This window comes from Microbacterium sp. Leaf436, assembly GCF_001424715.1.
Taxonomy (GTDB): domain Bacteria; phylum Actinomycetota; class Actinomycetes; order Actinomycetales; family Microbacteriaceae; genus Microbacterium.
In genome coordinates this window covers 136,313-152,012 of record NZ_LMRB01000002.1, presented here as the reverse complement: position 1 = coordinate 152,012, position 15,700 = coordinate 136,313, and the positions used below count along the sequence as shown (strand labels likewise).

Here is a 15,700-nt window from a genome sequence, read left to right as displayed (position 1 = left end):
GAGTCATCCGGCGTTCCGCCGCCAGAACCGGAACCCCACGACCTCGCCCTCGAGCTGATACGACGACGCGACGAAGGGAGCGAGCCCCGTGAAGTTCGCCTTGTCGGGCGGGCATTCGATCGAGATTCCGCACGACTCGGGCGATTCGACGATGAGCGACGGGGGGAAGGAGGTCACGTCGGCCAGGTATTGAGCAGGAAGTCCGCCGTACCCCTGTTCCACGGGGAGCGAGTAGGTGATCGACGTGGGCGACAGTCGCTCGGATGCCGCGAGGATCCACGTTTCCGCTCCGTGCACGAGCACCCGGTCGTTCGGGGTCGTCTCCGCCACGACCCGATCGACGAGCTGCGCCTGATAGGACCCGGCGACGAACACCCCGGATCCCTTCGCGATGCGCGCCCACTGCAGAGCGCTCGACGACGAGCCCGCGAGGACGAGGAGTATCGCCCCGGCCACCACGATCGCCCGAGCGACTCTCCTCCCCCGCCGGCCGGACGACGCGGGCATCCGCGACGCGAGGGCAAGAAGGCACGCCACGAGGACGATGCCCGCGACCGCGAATCCGGCGATCGCGACGACGAGGTAGTGCGGGTAGGGCCGACCGGAAACCATCTGCGACAGCGCGTCCAGACCGCCCACGGCGAAGAACACCGCCAAGACGAACGTCGGCGTACCGTCGACGGCACCCTGTTTCCGCCCGAGGGCGAGCCACGCGCCCGCAAGAAGGAGGACGGCGACCACGACGGCGCCGGAGACGAGCAGTTGCGCGAGGGTGCCGAACGCGGAGAGACGGTCCGAGGTCGTCGTCCCACCCGAGTAGAACAGGTTGTACCGCAGGTACTGGTCGATGCCGGCTCGGAGCGCATCGCCGCTCCACAGCCACAGGGTGAGGGCCGCTCCCACGGCGGCGACAGCGGCGACGGCCGCGGCGACGAAGATCCACCGACGGCGCAGGACGACGACGCCGACCAACACGACGAGAACGAGTCCTACGACGTTGTTCATGCGGGTGAACAGCCCCACGGCCAGCGCGAGGCCGAGCACGAGACCCACCGACGCCGCTGCGCGGCTAGGCGCATCCAAACCGGACCGCAGCCCGAGATGGGCAGCCGCCGAGTAGGCGACGAGCTGGACGGGGAAGAGCCAGGTCTCCGTGAAGTTGCCTCCCTCGAAGACTCCGAGATAGGTGACCCCGACGACGAGGACCGCCGGTACGGCCGCGTACCCGATCAGTCGCGACCAGAGGACCCCTGCGACGGCGAGACCGGCGAACATCACGATGCCCTCGAGGATCGGAGCACCCACGATCCCCCCGCCGACTTGCCACGCAAGGGCCTCGATCGCTGCCAGCAACGGACCCTTGTGATCCCACGACTCGACATAGGGCATTCCTCCGCGCGACACCACCATCCCGGTGTAGAGGAAAACCCCCGAATCGCGGGTCAGGTGCCCACTGAGGATCATCGGGACGTACGCGAGAGCGCTGACGAGGAGAGCGGATGCCACGGCAGCGAGGCCGGAGCGGGGCAGGAACCGGGTCATGCGAGTGGTTCTTTCACGCCGATGACGTTCTTCTCCCGCCAGACACGGATGATGCGCCGGTCGCGCACATGGACGGCAAGGACGACCATTCCGGCGACAGCGACGCCGAGCCAGCCGCCGATCGAGTTCGCGATGACGTCGTTCACGGTTGAGAAACGCGCGGGCAGGACGAAGTACTGCACCATCTCGAGGGTTGCCGACAGCGCCGGGACGAGCGGCAGGGCCATCCACAGGAAGCGTGTCGGGAACACCAGCGCGAGGAAGAACCCGAGCGGGACGAACATCGCCACGTTCGCAGAGAACTCGAACCAGCGGTAACCGAACCAGGCCGGCACCCCGTTGCGGTGGAGAACCGAGAGGACCCGCTCAATCGCGGATTCATACCCCTGGTCGATGGGGGTGGGCGACAGCGTGGCCAGGAGTACCACCACCAGACACATCCCCAGTCCGGTAGCTGCGATGAACAGGCGCACGATCAGCCACGCACGGTCGCGACGGGCCGCGACGACCGCCGCGCACCGGCGATGTCGATGCGCCAGAGCTCCGCGAGCGCACGGCCCGCGAAACGAAGGAGACGGCGAGGAGGAAGGACCACGCGGGATCGTCCGGTCCCCCACATCGTGCCTTGGACCACCGTCCCGCGGCGAGGGATGCTCTCGACGGCGACATACCGGACGCGGAGTCGCTTACGCGCCTCCGCGATCGAGAAGTGCACGTGCGGGACAAGGGCATCGGAGGGTACCCCGTCCACCAGGCGCGTGAGTGTGTCCGGGTGGTACGCGCGCAGCGGGGTGTTCACATCGGGAACCGAACGGCCGCAGAGAAGGAGAACGGCGAAGCGCACGAGGGCGCTCAGACACCGACGAAACCAGGGGTCCGCGCGCCCGCGGCGCACGCCGTGGACGACGTCGGAGTCCACCCGGTCCAGGGCGACGGCGACGCGGACGATGTCGTCGCCGTAGAACTGTCCATCGCCGTCGACGTGCACGATCACGCCGGCGCCGCTTCGCAGACCCTGCGTATAGGCCGTCAGGGCGGTCGGGCCATGCCCGCGATTGACGGGGGAACGAACGACGTCGGCGAAGGCGGAACCCGCCTCGGCGGTGTGGTCTGTGGACGCGTCGTCTACGACGATGAGAGACACGGTCCGCCCCGCGACCGCGAAGGAGGCCTTGATCTCCGCAAGGAAGATCGGTAGCGCCTCAGCCTCGTTGAAGGCCGGTATCACGACCGCGACATGGTCTTGCGCCTGCACCCTGGCATCCCCACTTCTCTCCGGGTTGTTTTCACCCGGTATCTCCCCCGAACCTGTAGCGTATGACACTCGTGGGGCGCACCAGGAATCTTGGTCGCGCGGGCGCTCTGTCCGTGCGCTTCCTCATCGTGGGAGCGGTCAGCACTGGTATCGAGATCGCGGCCTTCAATCTGCTGCTGCTCGCGGGGGTCGGACCGGTGGCTGCGAAGGTGATCGCGTCACTCATCGCCCTCGTCAACGCGTACTTCGGCAACAGGGAGTGGGCGTTCCGCTCCCGCTCACGCACGGGAGCCGGTTCGCAGATGCTGCGTTTCCTCTTGGTCAACGCCCTCTGCACCGGAGCTGGCGCCGCGGGCGTCTGGGGTGGCGCTCGGGCGCTGGAGGCGATCTATGGAGAGACGGGGCCCGTGGGGTTGAACATCGTCAACCTCGTGTCGATCGCGTTCATCACCGTTTTGCGCTTCGCGCTCTACCACTTCGTCGTCTTCCCGCCCACCCGTCCGATTCCGGCCGCGGAACAGCCCTCGGGTAGGCTCGGCCCGTGAAGACCGCCCCCCGAGTCCTCGGAACACTGTCGCTGCTCGCCGCGCTCGCCTCCCTGGGCGTCCAGCTGATCGTGGTGGCGCGCCTCTGGGCGGTGTTCGTCGAGACGATCCCCCTAACCAGCACTCTGACTCTCGGTGCCGCCGGCGCTTTCCTCGGACTCGCTCTCGCGGTGGTGGCGGTCATCGTCCGCCGTGGCTTCGGCATCCTAGCCCCCATCGCGGGCCTCATGAACCTCGGGCTGCTCGCGGGTTACGCGTACGTCTTCGCCATCCTCTAAAACCGGGTCCCGGTGTGAGCGGAGGGCCGCCCACACGTATCGGGTCAGTTGCCGCAGGGCACCTCTACGACGGTCGACGTCACGGGGTTCACCATCGGGGTGTGAACAAGAGCAACGTCGTCGCCGTCGCCCGGGCTCCCCGCGAACTTGACGGCGAGCGTGTGGACCATCTGGGGCGGGTTCACCACCCACATGCGACCGACCGGGCGGCCGAGGTGCTCACCCGTGGTGATCGCCACATCGACGCCGTCGATCGCCGCGTTCACGAAGGTCGCACCGGACGGACCATAGAACTGCAGATCCGTGCCGATGGTTCCCTTGGCATAATGCGCGCCAGCGTTCACATAGCGCACGAGCCCGTTGGATGTCGCCTCGTCGAGGCCATTCTCGAAGGTCACGATGGTCGTGTACGTCGGGACCGCCGAGCAGCGGTCGACGAGCACCTCCGTACTCATGTTCGTGTAATAGCTGAGCTTTGCTTCGGTGAGGTCGTTGACGAACACACCGACCGTGGTCTTCTCGGCGTCGTCCGATACGGGCAGCGGCCCCGAGAGACGGGATCCGTCGAAGGCCGCCTCCGTGGCCTCGTCGAAGGAATGGAAGTAAACCCGGTTCTCATCGACTGCCTTGACGATCGCGGCGGCGAACGGGACGGGAGCGAAGTCCCCCGACGAGATCGCGTCGAAGATCTCCACCGCGGCCGAAGCGAAGAACAGGTCCTGGTTCTTGTTGTCGGGGTAGCGCGCGTAGACATCGCTCAGCAGGATCTTCACGGCGTCCGAGGACGTCAGCTTGTCGCCGGTCGCCAACGTGATGGGTCCGGTCGCTTTCAGGATGTACGACAGCGCGACGGGGTCGATGGATATGACGCCGTCCACCGACGTGCCGAATCGCTCCGTCCAGTACGCCTGAGCGAGATTCGCCGACAGGGTGAAATCAGGTGTCGACGTCATATCCTGCGACCAACGACCGATCTTGTCGTCGAAAAGGGTGACGACCTGCGGGTCGAGCGGAAGAATCGGCGTGGCGCGCTCGTTCGCGAAGTCGGAACTCGACGCCTGCTGGACGATGTCCATCTTCCCGTTCTCGAGTCGGAGTTCGACGACCGACGCGGGGATACCACCGGTTCCGCGCGCTTCCGCGTTGTTCTGCACGAGGAGCAGGTAATTCTTCGGCCCGTCCTGACCCATCATCGACGGCACGTGGGGCAGAAGCGCGTTCGCTCGTGAAAGGGGGGGCTGCAGGGCCCCCACGGCACCGGTCAGCTGCGACAACGGGCCGCGCAGCATTCCCGGGGTGTCACTCAGATCCACGCCGGACAGGGCGTCCGCGGCACGCTCGCCCGAGGCGGCCGCTTGCGACACCGGGCCGGCGAGCTGTGAGATCGCAGCGATGTCGAAGGCCCCGCCGTTTGGCCGCAGCAACGCGGGATCCACGTCGATCAGCGCAGGCAGCACCCCCTGTGCCAGTTCGTCCACGGCCACGGTCGACTCCCGCACGGCGTGCAGCGACGGCCCGATGAACGGGGCCTGCTCGGCGATCCACCAGAGCGGGGTGTCGGCGGCACCCCGCGCGGCGGCGGCGTGCCCTTGCAACTCAGTCATGGACGCAGCGAGGTCGGAACGGTCATCCGAATCGAACTGGTCCTGCATCTTCGACACGACAGGCACGGCCGCTCGCAGTTCCTTCTGCGCGACAAAACCGCCTATCGCCACCGCGGCAGCGAGCGCCACAAGGATGGCGCTCAGAGCACCGAGGGAGATCCAGGCGATCGTGCGAGGTCGAAGGCGACGGGTGGGCTTACGTGACATTTTCATCCGATCACGCCGCGAGTCGGTCATCCGGCGTCGGGCGCGACGGGCACCTGCCGCGCGATCGGTATGCTACCTGAGTCGGTTCAAAGCATTCCGGGAATGAGCGAGTCCAGCGCCCACGGACCCTTTTCCCGCTGACGGAACGGGGGACGCGACGAGATGACGTTCGCTCTCCTCTCCCCGCGACGGGCTCCCTTTCTCGGGAACATCCCAGATTTCCCTTTCGATAGCGGGGATACTTCACAGGGGGCGCAACAGGGAGCGTCGCGCGGCTCTCAGTGTTCAGCCCGTATGAACGATCGGTTCCGGTGCGACGTTTCAGCCTCCGTCCTCGCCCGCTTCGCCAAAGGACTCGCTGAATAATGGGATTTCTTCACAAGATCGTCGGCGAACAGCGCGAGCGGCTGAGTAGCGCCGGCAGCGACCGCTGGAGGATCGTCAGCGCTCAGCTCGCCGGCAAGGTCGGCCCGATGGCGGCGCGCGGCGCGCTTCTGCGTCCACGCCTCGGGACGGCACGCGGCCTTCCCCTGATCGGCCGCGGGGTTCGTGTGCGCAACCCCCACCTCGTGCACGTCGGCTCGGACCTCATCGTCGAGGACTTCGCCGAGATCCAAGGGCTCAGCCGCGACGGAATCCGGCTCGGTGACCGCGTCTCGATCGGCACGGGCACGCTGATCCGTCCCAGCAGCTACTACTCACGCGCCATCGGCGTAGGGCTCGTCATGGGCGATGGGAGCAGTCTTTCCCCCGGTTGCTACATCGGGTGCTCGGGAGGGGTGATCATCGGCGAGAAGACGATGCTCGGTCCCGGCGTCCGGGTCTTCGCCGAAGACCACGTGATGAGCGACCCGTCGCTCGATGTGAAGTCGCAGGGCGTGGAATGGGCTCCGATCACCATCGGTTCGGGCTGCTGGATCGCCAGCGGCGTGACCATCACGTCGGGCGTGACGATCGGCGACGGCGCTGTCGTGGCCGCCGGGGCCGTCGTGACCCGCGACGTTCCACCCGGGGCCGTTTTCGGTGGCATCCCCGCCCGGGAGCTCAAGAGCCGGAGCAGCCAGTGAGTCGCGGTCGCGCAATCGTGGTTCACCCGTCCGACGAGATGTACGGCGCCGATCGGGTTCTCCTCGAGGTGCTGCGCACCGTCCCCGACGATCTGGATCTCGAGGTCTGGCTGCCGACCGACATCGACTATCCCGAGCGCGAGCTCTCGCGGACGCTCGAGGAACATGGCATCCAGGTGCGACATCTCCCGCTCCCGATCATGCGTCGCGCATACCTCCGCCCGACTCGCCTGCTCGGCCTGGCCGGACGGGCGGTGAGCACCGGGCTCCGCCTGCTCGCCGCACGCCCCTCACTGGTCTACGTCAACACCGCGGCCTCTGCGCTGGTGGCGCCGCCGGCACGCCTCGCCGGTGCGCGGGTGGTGCTGCACCTGCACGAGCACATCGACGCCCGTTCCCGCTCCGTCATCCCGTTCCTGCGCTACGCGCACCACATCATCGCCGTCAGCTCCGCTGTCGCGCGGGCGCTGCCCTCCCACCTTCGTGGACGAACGACCGTCGTGCACAACGGCTTCGACACGGCACCGCCGACCGATCTCCCGCCGTTCACGGGTGGCATCCGCGTGGTCATCGCAAGCCGATGGAACGCGTGGAAGGGACACCGTGTGTTCCTCGACGCATTCAGCCGCATGAAGCGCACAGATATGACGCTCGAGATCCTCGGTGACGCCCCGCCCATCGGGGAGGCTGTCGACGTGCCCGAGCTCGTCAGGGAGTCTCCGCGGCGCTCGCAGATCACCGTTGTCGGTCGGACGGCCGATGTGCGCTCGCACCTCGACGCCGCACACGTCGTGGTCGTCCCGAGTGTGCTGCCCGACCCCCTGCCGACCATCGCGATCGAGGCGCTCGGGGCAGGGCGCGCGTTGCTGGTGAGCGACGCCGGCGGTCTCCGCGAGATCGTGGGAGAGAGCCCCTTGCTGGTGACACCGGGCGATGCCCAGGCCTGGGCGGACGCCCTCGACGCTCTCGACGAGACGAATATCCGAGTCGCCGCCGCGGCAGCCCGCGAGCGGTTCGAACGACTCTTCGCTCGCGACACGTTCGACCGCCGTATTCGTGCGGAACTCTGGGATCTGGTCCCCCGCTCATGACCTTCTCCCCCGCCCTCGCCTACGCCCGCCCGAGCCTCAGCGCTCGGACGCGACTCATCACGCTCATCCTCATCGGCGCGGTCGTGGTGAGCTCGTTCCTCGGACGCTACGACGCCGAGATCGTCGGGTTCCGCGTACGCGTGGAGCAGGTCGTTCCGCTGGCGCTCGCGGCGTGGATGCTGGTGCACCCGATGCTGCGCGGAGCGTTCCTCCGCGCACTCCGTCACCCCGTGCCGCTCGTGTACGCCGCGTTCGTGGCGTGGAACGTCGTGACGACGCTCGTGTTCTCGCCGAGCCTGACGTGGAGCGCGTCGATCCTCATCTGGCTCGTCATCGACCTGCTGCTGCTCGTCTCGATGATGGCTCTCGCCGAAGGCGCGGACCTCGCGGCACGTCTCGGACGCATCTCGGTGGCACCGTGGGCTCTCGTCGGCTTCGCCGCCTACGTCGTCGCCAACGTCACCCGCGGGCAGATCGCCCTCGGCACCGACTTCGACTGGTTGTACGAGGTCTACGTCTCGCGCCTGACGGCCATCGAGGCGAACATCTACGCCTCGATTCTGATCTTCTGGACCCTGCTGACGATCACCCGACGCGGGATCGGCCGGTGGGAGACCGCGGCCATCGCGATCGCCGTGCCGCTCGGCCTCGTCGCCTCGCAGACGCGCACCGCGGTGTTCAGCCTGGTGCTGGGTCTGGGCGTCTTCGTCCTGTTCACGGTGTTCTCGCTCCGCTCCGCCTGGCGCGAGCGCCTCACCCGCGTGCTCCCGGCCGGGGTGCTGGTCGTGACGCTGGTCGTCACGTACGGCATCATCGCGGCCCTCGGCGGCACCGAGCCCGCCGACCGCACTCTGCCTCCGTCGGCGAGCCCCACGGCATCCGTCTCCGCGACGCCGGTCGACGAGGTGACCCCCTCTCCCGCGCCCACGCGCGAACCCGACCCCACGAACCCCGAACAGCAGAACAAGATCGGCGACGTCGACTTCCAGGGCGGCACGATCGGCTTCCGCCTCGAGGTCGCCCGCCTCGCGGCGCAGGAGATGCACGGCGTCAACCTGTGGTTCGGCAACGGCACGAACACCTTCGGGCTGCGGCACGAGCAGCCGGGCACCCCGGGCATCAGCGGGCACATCATCATGCTGCCCGTGCAGGTGCTCTACGACGGCGGGATCGTGGGCCTGGGCCTGCTCGTGGCCCTCTTCGTGACCGTGTTCGTCTGCGTCCCCCGCGAACGCAAACCCGTGGCCGCGGGCCTTTTGGCGTCGTACCTGCTGTCGGCGACGCTCACGAGCATGTTCTGGTTCGCGATCACCTGGATCCTCATCGCGGTGATCCTGCGCCCCCTCGGTGACGACGAGCGCAACGACTCACGTGACAGTGGACGCGGAGACGCGCGCGAACCCGGCCGTGTCTTCGGCCGCGCCTGAGGCGCCGCGGCCCCACCGGGCCCGCAGCGTCGCCCTGCTGACGGCCGTGTCGGCGCTGTCGGCGATCTCGCCCCTCATCGCCCTCCCGCTCATCACGCGCGCCGCCGGCCCCACCGGCTTCGCTGAGATCGCCATCGGGCAGGCCCTGGGAACGCTCGCGGCCACCCTCATCACCTTCGGGTGGGCCGTGCGCGGCCCGGTCGAGGCGGCGCGGTCCGCGCACCCCTCGCGGGTCTTCCGCGCGAGCATCGTCGTGCGCGGGGCGAACAGCCTCGTCGTTCTGCCCCTCGTCGCCGTCGTCGCCGCCCTGGCCAGCCACGCCGACGATCACGCGCTCGCGATCGTCTCGGCGCTGGCGTTCTCGCTGCAGGGTCTGTCGCTCAGCTGGTACGCCGTCGGGGTCGGTCGACCGCTCCTGGCGCTCGTGTTCGACGCGGTCCCCCGGATCGTGCTCAACCTCGCCGGAGCGATCGCGGCGCTGGCCACCGGCATCCCTCTGCTCTACCCGGCGGTGCTGCTCGTCGGCACGCTCGCGGCGTTCCTCGTCGCCACGTGGCTCATCGGACTGCGTGAACGCTTCTCGACGCGTGCGGCGATCGCCGACGCGCGAGCGGCCTACCGTGGGGGCTGGCGCACGGCGTTGGCCGCCGGGCTGCTGACGTTCTCTGAGACGGCGCCCCTCTCGACGCTCGGTATCGCCGGCGCGCCCGCGGCCATCGGTTTCGCCCCCTTCGACCGCGTGCTGAAGTACGGCTACATCGGCGTCTACATGATCACCGGCTCGTTCCAGGGGTGGGTCTCGTCGGCCACCGGCGAGGCGGGGCTCCGCCGCATGCGCCGCGCCGTCGGCCTGCACGCCCTGCTCGCGATCGCGCTCGGCGCCGGCTTCGCCCTCGTCGTCCCGTGGGCCACGCCCATCGTGCTGGGCCCGGGATTCGAGATCTCGTCACTCACCGCCCTCTTCGGCGGGATCGCGTTGGCGGCGATGACGATCGCCACGGCGCTCGGCATGTGCGTCGTGCTGCCCGCGGGGCGCGACGGCGCCTACCTCGCCGCGGTGTGCGTCGGCGCGGTGCTGATCGTGCCCGCGGTGCTCATCGGCGCATCGACGCTCGGCGTCGCGGGCGCGGCCGCGGGTGTCGCTGCGGTGCAGCTCGCCGTGCTGGGTGCGCTGTCGGTCACCGCCGTACCGGTGCTCCGCGGACGCTGAGCCCTCAGGCCAGCAGGTAGCCGGCGACCGAGAGCGCGACCCAGACCATCGGGAAGACGAGGCTCAGCAGCAGCGGCCCCCAGAAGCGCAGCGAGAGCCCCACGAAGACGGATGCCGCGATGCCGAGGCCCACGAACAGCGCGGTCGGCATGCCCGACACGGTGCCCGAGAAGACGAGCGGGATGACCGCGAATGCGAGAGCAGACACGACGCCGGCCACCACGCGAGCGATGGTCGGGGTGAAGCGCGTCGACGCATAGCTCAGAGCCGCCGGGAAGACGAAGCCGATGGCGAAGAAGGCCAGCATGGCGGTGACGACGAACGGCGCCACGACACCCAGCAGCAGCCACCGCGGCGACAGCGCCGCGAACGCCGGCCACCCGAGGGACCCCGCCGCGATGCCGGCGACGAAGGGCAGAATCGCGCCGAGCACGAGTGCCCAGAGAACGTCGAGGCCCCGCAGCGAGAAGAATCCGGCGGGCCGCGTGCGGGCCATCAGCCCGAGGCCGGTCCCCCCGACGACGACGGATGCCAGCACACTGCCGACGCTGCGACCCGCGGCTCCGTTGAAGGCGACGCCGGCCAACAGCCCGACGACGATGGCGACGACGAGCGCCGCGGCGGCGGCCACCAGGGGCTTCCAGGTACCGAAGAACCCGGTTGCCGGGTGTCGAGCCGGGCGATCGTTCGAGGCACGCGGGCGGTCGGCGGGACGGTCGGACGCGCCACGGTCATCGTGGCCGACGCTCAGCGAGGGCTCGGAAAGGGCGGTGTCGACCTCCGCCCGCGCCTCGCGACGGGAGCGTCGGCTCGGCTCGAAGGGGGTGTCACTCACCCGTTCAGCTTACGGGTTTCACCCGCGCGGCCCGATTCGCGGAGCGCACGGCCTCGCCTCGTAGTGTCCGCCATCACGCAGAACGGGTGGGTGCATGGCATCCGGAGTCCGTGACAGCTGCGACGATGCCTCGCGCAGGAACGACAAAGGCCGGGCCCGAAGGCCCGGCCTGTGCCGAGTGAAGTCGAAAGAGACTTACTTGACGATCTTGGTCACCGTACCGGCGCCGACGGTGCGGCCACCCTCACGGATCGCGTAGCCGAGGCCCTCTTCCATGGCGATCGGCTGGATGAGCTCGACCGACATTTCGGTGGTGTCACCGGGCATGACCATCTCGGTGCCCTCGGGCAGCGTGATGACGCCGGTCACGTCGGTGGTGCGGAAGTAGAACTGCGGGCGGTAGTTCGTGAAGAACGGGTTGTGGCGGCCGCCCTCTTCCTTGGACAGGATGTACGCCGTGCCCTCGAAGTTGGTGTGCGGGGTGACCGAACCGGGCTTCACGATGACCTGGCCACGCTCGACGTCGTCACGCTTGGTGCCGCGGAGGAGCAGACCACAGTTCTCGCCGGCCCAGGCCTCGTCGAGCTGCTTGTGGAACATCTCGATACCCGTGACCGTGGTCTTCTGCGTCGGGCGGATGCCGACGATCTCGATCTCGGAGTTGATCGCGAGGGTACCGCGCTCGGCGCGACCCGTGACGACCGTGCCACGGCCCGTGATGGTGAAGACGTCCTCGATGGGCATGAGGAACGGCTTGTCCTTGTCACGCACCGGGTCGGGGATCGACTCGTCGACGGCTTCCATGAGCTCGACGATGGCGTTGACCCACTGCTCGTCGCCCTCGAGAGCCTTGAGGCCCGAGACGCGGACGACGGGGGCGTTGTCGCCGTCGAAGTCCTGCGACGAGAGGAGCTCGCGAACCTCAAGCTCGACGAGCTCCAGGATCTCCTCGTCGTCGACCATGTCCGACTTGTTCAGCGCGACGAGCAGGTAGGGAACGCCGACCTGCTTGGCGAGCAGCACGTGCTCACGCGTCTGAGCCATCGGGCCGTCGGTGGCGGCGACCACGAGGATCGCGCCGTCCATCTGCGCGGCACCGGTGATCATGTTCTTGATGTAGTCGGCGTGGCCGGGCGCGTCGACGTGCGCGTAGTGGCGCTTGGGGGTCTCGTACTCGACGTGCGAGATGTTGATCGTGATACCACGCTGACGCTCTTCCGGCGCCGAGTCGATCGACGCGAAGTCACGCTGAACGTTGGTGGCCGACGGGAACTTGTCGGCGAGCACCTTCGAGATGGCAGCGGTGAGCGTGGTCTTGCCGTGGTCGACGTGACCGATCGTTCCGATGTTCACGTGCGGCTTGGTCCGCTCGAACTTGGCCTTAGCCACTGGGTCCTCCTCAGGACGTTGGTTGCGAGGTCTCGGGCACTGGATTGCGACCGGTTCTTCGCGGGGGTTGTTCTCAGATTACTAGAGAGTCGGTATTCAGTTTGAGTGGATGCCGGGAACCCGTGCCGAAGCAGGGGCTCCCGGCATCCGCGAGGGAGGTGTTACTCGCCCTTGTTCTTCTGGACGATCTCGTCAGCAACGGCGCGAGGAACCTCGGCGTAGCTGTCGAACTCCATCGAGTACACGGCACGGCCCGAGGTCTTCGAGCGCAGGTCGCCGATGTAGCCGAACATCTCGGACAGCGGAACGAGCGCCCGCACGACCTTGACGCCCTGGGCATCTTCCATCGACTGGATCTGTCCGCGACGCGAGTTGAGGTCACCGATGACGTCGCCCATGTACTCCTCGGGAGTACGCACCTCGACCGACATGAGCGGCTCGAGGATGACGGGGTTGGCCTTGCGGATCGCTTCCTTGAAGCCCATGGAGCCGGCGATCTTGAACGCCATCTCCGAGGAGTCGACGTCGTGCGACGCGCCATCGAGCAGGATCGCCTTGACACCCACCATGGGGTAGCCGGCGAGAACGCCGACGTTCATGGCGTCCTGGAAGCCCTGGTCGGTGGGTCCGATGTACTCGCGGGGGATACGACCACCGCTGACCTTGTTCTCGAACTCGTAGATCTTCTCGGCCGTGACCTCGAGGGGCTCGAGCGCGAACTGGATCTTGGCGAACTGACCCGAACCACCGGTCTGCTTCTTGTGCGTGTAGTCGTGACGCTCGACGGTCTTCTTGATCGTCTCGCGGTACGCGACCTGCGGCTTGCCGACGTTGGCCTCGACCTTGAACTCGCGCTTCATGCGGTCCACGAGGATGTCGAGGTGCAGCTCGCCCATGCCCTTGATGACCGTCTGGCCGGTGTCGTTGTTCTGCTCGACACGGAACGTGGGGTCTTCTTCGGCGAGCTTCTGGATCGCGAGACCCAGCTTCTCCTGGTCGGCCTTGGTCTTCGGCTCGATCGCGACCTCGATGACGGGCTCGGGGAACGTCATCGACTCGAGGACGACCTGGTTCTGCGCGTCGCAGAGGGTGTCGCCGGTCGTGGTGTCCTTGAGGCCGATGACCGCGTAGATGTGGCCGGCGGTGACCGAGGGAACCGGGTTCTCCTTGTTGGCGTACATCTGGAAGATCTTCCCGATGCGCTCCTTCTTGGACTTCGTCGAGTTGACGATCTGCGCGCCCGAGTCGAGGTGACCGGAGTACACGCGGATGTAGGTCAGACGACCGAAGAAGGGGTGCGTGACGATCTTGAACGCCAGCGCGGTGAAGGGCTCTTCACGATCGGCGTGCCGCTCGATGATCGTCTCTTCGTTCTTCGGGTCGTGCGCCTCGATGGCCGGCACGTCGAGGGGCGACGGCAGGTAGTCGATGACGGCGTCCAGCATGGGCTGCACACCGCGGTTCTTGAACGCCGAGCCGCAGAGCACCGGGTAGATCTCGGAGTTGACCGTCAGCTTGCGGATCGCGGCCTTGATCTCGGCGACGGTGAGCTCTTCGCCACCGAAGTGCTTCTCGAGGAGCTCTTCGTCGGTCTCGGCGACGGTCTCGAGGAGCTCTTCGCGGTACTTCGCGACGACGTCGGCCATGTCGGCCGGGATCTCCTGGATGTCGTACTTGGCGCCCATGGTGACATCACCCTTGGCGTCGCCCGCCCAGACGAGTGCGCGCATCTCGACGAGGTCGACGACACCGATGAAGTCGTTCTCGACGCCGATGGGCAGCTGGATGACCAGCGGCTTCGCCTTGAGCTTGTTGATGATGGTGTCGACGGTGAAGTAGAAGTCCGCGCCGAGCTTGTCCATCTTGTTGACGAAGCAGATGCGGGGGACGTTGTACTTGTCGGCCTGACGCCACACGGTCTCCGACTGGGGCTCGACGCCCTCTTTGCCGTCGAAGACGGCGACGGCGCCATCGAGCACGCGGAGCGAACGCTCCACCTCGACGGTGAAGTCGACGTGCCCGGGGGTGTCGATGATGTTGATCTGGTTCTTGTCCCAGAAGCACGTCACAGCAGCGGAGGTGATCGTGATGCCACGCTCCTGCTCCTGCTCCATCCAGTCGGTCGTCGAAGCGCCGTCGTGCGTCTCGCCGATCTTGTGGTTGGTTCCCGTGTAGTACAGGATGCGCTCGGTCGTCGTCGTCTTGCCGGCATCGATGTGCGCCATGATGCCGATGTTGCGGACCTTGGTGAGGTCGGTGAGCACGTCTTGTGCCACGGGGTGTCCTTACGTGTGGTGGCGGATGTCGTGGGTTCTTCGACGGGCTCGCGGGCCGGGTCGGCCGCCCGAGCCCGTCGAAGAAGGAGCTGTTACCAGCGGTAGTGCGCGAAGGCGCGGTTCGACTCGGCCATCTTGTGGGTGTCTTCGCGGCGCTTGACCGCGGCACCGAGGCCGTTCGAGGCGTCGAGGATCTCGTTCTGCAGACGCTCGGTCATCGTCTTCTCACGACGACCCTTCGCGTAGCTCACGAGCCAGCGCAGCGCGAGGGTGTTCGCGCGGTGCGGCTTGACTTCGACGGGCACCTGGTAGGTCGAGCCACCGACGCGGCGGCTCTTGACCTCGAGGGTGGGACGGACGTTGTCGAGCGCCTTCTTCAGCGTGGCGACGGCGTCCTGGCTGTTCTTCGCCTCGACACCCTTGAGGGCGGTGTAGACGATCGACTCTGCGATCGACTTCTTACCGTCGACGAGGATCTTGTTGACCAGCTGGCTGACGATCGGAGCACCGTAGACCGGGTCGTTGACGACCGGACGCTTGGTGACGGGACCTTTACGAGGCATCTGACTCAGCCCTTCTTCGCACCGTAGCGGCTGCGAGCCTGCTTACGGTTTTTGACGGCCTGGGTGTCGAGTGCACCGCGGACGATCTTGTAACGGACACCGGGGAGGTCCTTGACGCGACCGCCGCGGACGAGCACGAGCGAGTGCTCCTGCAGGTTGTGGCCCTCGCCGGGGATGTAGGCGGTGACCTCGGTGCCGTTGCGCAGCTTCACGCGGGCGACCTTGCGCATGGCCGAGTTCGGCTTCTTGGGGGTCGTCGTGTACACGCGGGTGCACACGCCGGCCTGCTGGGGGTTCGACTTCAGCGCGGGAGCCTTGGTCTTTGTGACCTTCGGCGAGCGGCCCTTGCGAACCAACTGCTGAATGGTTGGCACGTTCTCTCCTTGATTGTGCTGCGCGGTTCCTTGCGGT

General features: G+C 67.5%; 15 protein-coding genes. 6 read left to right on the top strand and 9 right to left on the bottom strand.

The genetic code is table 11. From position 1 onward, the window contains the following. Positions 1–3 precede the first annotated feature (3 nt). Genes ASG45_RS04945 through ASG45_RS04935 form a run of 3 tightly spaced genes read right to left on the bottom strand, consistent with a single transcriptional unit; the run spans position 4 to position 2,770 of the window. Complete coding sequence (locus ASG45_RS04945) at positions 4–1,542, bottom strand: hypothetical protein (RefSeq protein WP_055833628.1); 1,539 nt, start codon at positions 1,540–1,542, stop codon at positions 4–6. After that, positions 1,539–2,015, bottom strand: a complete 477-nt coding sequence (locus ASG45_RS04940; RefSeq protein ID WP_156459374.1) for a VanZ family protein — start codon at positions 2,013–2,015, stop codon at positions 1,539–1,541. The genes ASG45_RS04945 and ASG45_RS04940 overlap by 4 nt, the downstream gene beginning before the upstream one ends. A 2-nt stretch (positions 2,016–2,017) precedes the next feature. Further along, the gene (locus tag ASG45_RS04935; protein ID WP_235561589.1) at positions 2,018–2,770 is read right to left on the bottom strand and encodes a glycosyltransferase family 2 protein; all 753 of its coding nucleotides are present in this window, start codon (positions 2,768–2,770) and stop codon (positions 2,018–2,020) included. 89 nt (positions 2,771–2,859) lie between these two features. Here ASG45_RS04935 and ASG45_RS04930 point away from each other — a divergent pair, with 89 nt between their 5' ends. Next, the gene (locus ASG45_RS04930) at positions 2,860–3,342 is read left to right on the top strand and encodes a GtrA family protein (protein ID WP_082516459.1); all 483 of its coding nucleotides are present in this window, start codon (positions 2,860–2,862) and stop codon (positions 3,340–3,342) included. Beyond that, positions 3,339–3,620, top strand: coding sequence for a hypothetical protein (locus ASG45_RS04925; RefSeq protein ID WP_055833617.1), 282 nt, complete (start codon positions 3,339–3,341; stop codon positions 3,618–3,620). The genes ASG45_RS04930 and ASG45_RS04925 overlap by 4 nt, the downstream gene beginning before the upstream one ends. A gap of 44 nt (positions 3,621–3,664) precedes the next feature. Here ASG45_RS04925 and ASG45_RS04920 read toward each other — a convergent pair whose 3' ends face one another. Continuing rightward, positions 3,665–5,431, bottom strand: a complete 1,767-nt coding sequence (locus tag ASG45_RS04920) for a DUF4012 domain-containing protein (RefSeq protein ID WP_162242835.1) — start codon at positions 5,429–5,431, stop codon at positions 3,665–3,667. Positions 5,432–5,796: 365 nt separating this feature from the next. On the opposite strand from ASG45_RS04920, the gene ASG45_RS16560 reads away from it, so the two are divergent. From ASG45_RS16560 to ASG45_RS04900, 4 genes are read left to right on the top strand one after another with little or no spacing between them, the layout of a single operon-like run. Next, on the top strand, positions 5,797–6,498 hold the full coding sequence (locus ASG45_RS16560) for an acyltransferase (RefSeq protein ID WP_055833611.1): 702 nt from the start codon (positions 5,797–5,799) through the stop codon (positions 6,496–6,498). Positions 6,499–6,515: 17 nt separating this feature from the next. Next, positions 6,516–7,589, top strand: coding sequence for a glycosyltransferase family 4 protein (locus ASG45_RS04910; RefSeq protein WP_162242834.1), 1,074 nt, complete (start codon positions 6,516–6,518; stop codon positions 7,587–7,589). Beyond that, positions 7,586–9,016, top strand: coding sequence for an O-antigen ligase family protein (locus ASG45_RS04905; RefSeq protein WP_055833609.1), 1,431 nt, complete (start codon positions 7,586–7,588; stop codon positions 9,014–9,016). The genes ASG45_RS04910 and ASG45_RS04905 overlap by 4 nt, the downstream gene beginning before the upstream one ends. Then, positions 8,997–10,226 carry a hypothetical protein gene (locus ASG45_RS04900; RefSeq protein WP_156459372.1) on the top strand — a complete coding sequence of 410 codons (1,230 nt, stop codon included), beginning with the start codon at positions 8,997–8,999 and terminating at the stop codon, positions 10,224–10,226. Before ASG45_RS04905 ends, ASG45_RS04900 begins: the two co-directional genes overlap by 20 nt. A 4-nt stretch (positions 10,227–10,230) precedes the next feature. Here the strand turns inward: ASG45_RS04900 and ASG45_RS04895 are convergent, their stop codons facing one another. From ASG45_RS04895 to rpsL, 5 genes are all read right to left on the bottom strand, one after another. Further along, positions 10,231–11,061 carry a hypothetical protein gene (locus ASG45_RS04895; RefSeq protein WP_055833604.1) on the bottom strand — a complete coding sequence of 277 codons (831 nt, stop codon included), beginning with the start codon at positions 11,059–11,061 and terminating at the stop codon, positions 10,231–10,233. Between the two features lie 195 nt (positions 11,062–11,256). Next, complete coding sequence (tuf, locus tag ASG45_RS04890) at positions 11,257–12,450, bottom strand: elongation factor Tu (protein WP_055833601.1); 1,194 nt, start codon at positions 12,448–12,450, stop codon at positions 11,257–11,259. Positions 12,451–12,611: 161 nt separating this feature from the next. Beyond that, positions 12,612–14,726 (bottom strand): elongation factor G, encoded by a 2,115-nt coding sequence (gene fusA / locus ASG45_RS04885; protein ID WP_055833598.1) that lies wholly within the window; start codon positions 14,724–14,726, stop codon positions 12,612–12,614. A 92-nt stretch (positions 14,727–14,818) separates the two neighbouring features. Next, positions 14,819–15,289, bottom strand: a complete 471-nt coding sequence (gene rpsG / locus ASG45_RS04880) for a 30S ribosomal protein S7 (protein WP_055833595.1) — start codon at positions 15,287–15,289, stop codon at positions 14,819–14,821. Positions 15,290–15,294: 5 nt separating this feature from the next. Next, on the bottom strand, positions 15,295–15,663 hold the full coding sequence (gene rpsL / locus ASG45_RS04875) for a 30S ribosomal protein S12 (protein ID WP_017201609.1): 369 nt from the start codon (positions 15,661–15,663) through the stop codon (positions 15,295–15,297). Positions 15,664–15,700 lie beyond the last annotated feature (37 nt).

Bases quoted from the DNA above. Each gene is read 5' to 3' on its own strand.
- ASG45_RS04945 (WP_055833628.1), bottom strand. From the start codon at position 1,542: ATGACCCGGTTCCTGCCCCGCTCCGGCCTCGCTGCCGTGGCATCCGCT.
- ASG45_RS04930 (WP_082516459.1), top strand. From the start codon at position 2,860: ATGACACTCGTGGGGCGCACCAGGAATCTTGGTCGCGCGGGCGCTCTG.
- ASG45_RS04920 (WP_162242835.1), bottom strand. From the start codon at position 5,431: ATGTCACGTAAGCCCACCCGTCGCCTTCGACCTCGCACGATCGCCTGG.
- ASG45_RS16560 (WP_055833611.1), top strand. From the start codon at position 5,797: ATGGGATTTCTTCACAAGATCGTCGGCGAACAGCGCGAGCGGCTGAGT.
- ASG45_RS04905 (WP_055833609.1), top strand. From the start codon at position 7,586: ATGACCTTCTCCCCCGCCCTCGCCTACGCCCGCCCGAGCCTCAGCGCT.
- rpsG (WP_055833595.1), bottom strand. From the start codon at position 15,289: ATGCCTCGTAAAGGTCCCGTCACCAAGCGTCCGGTCGTCAACGACCCG.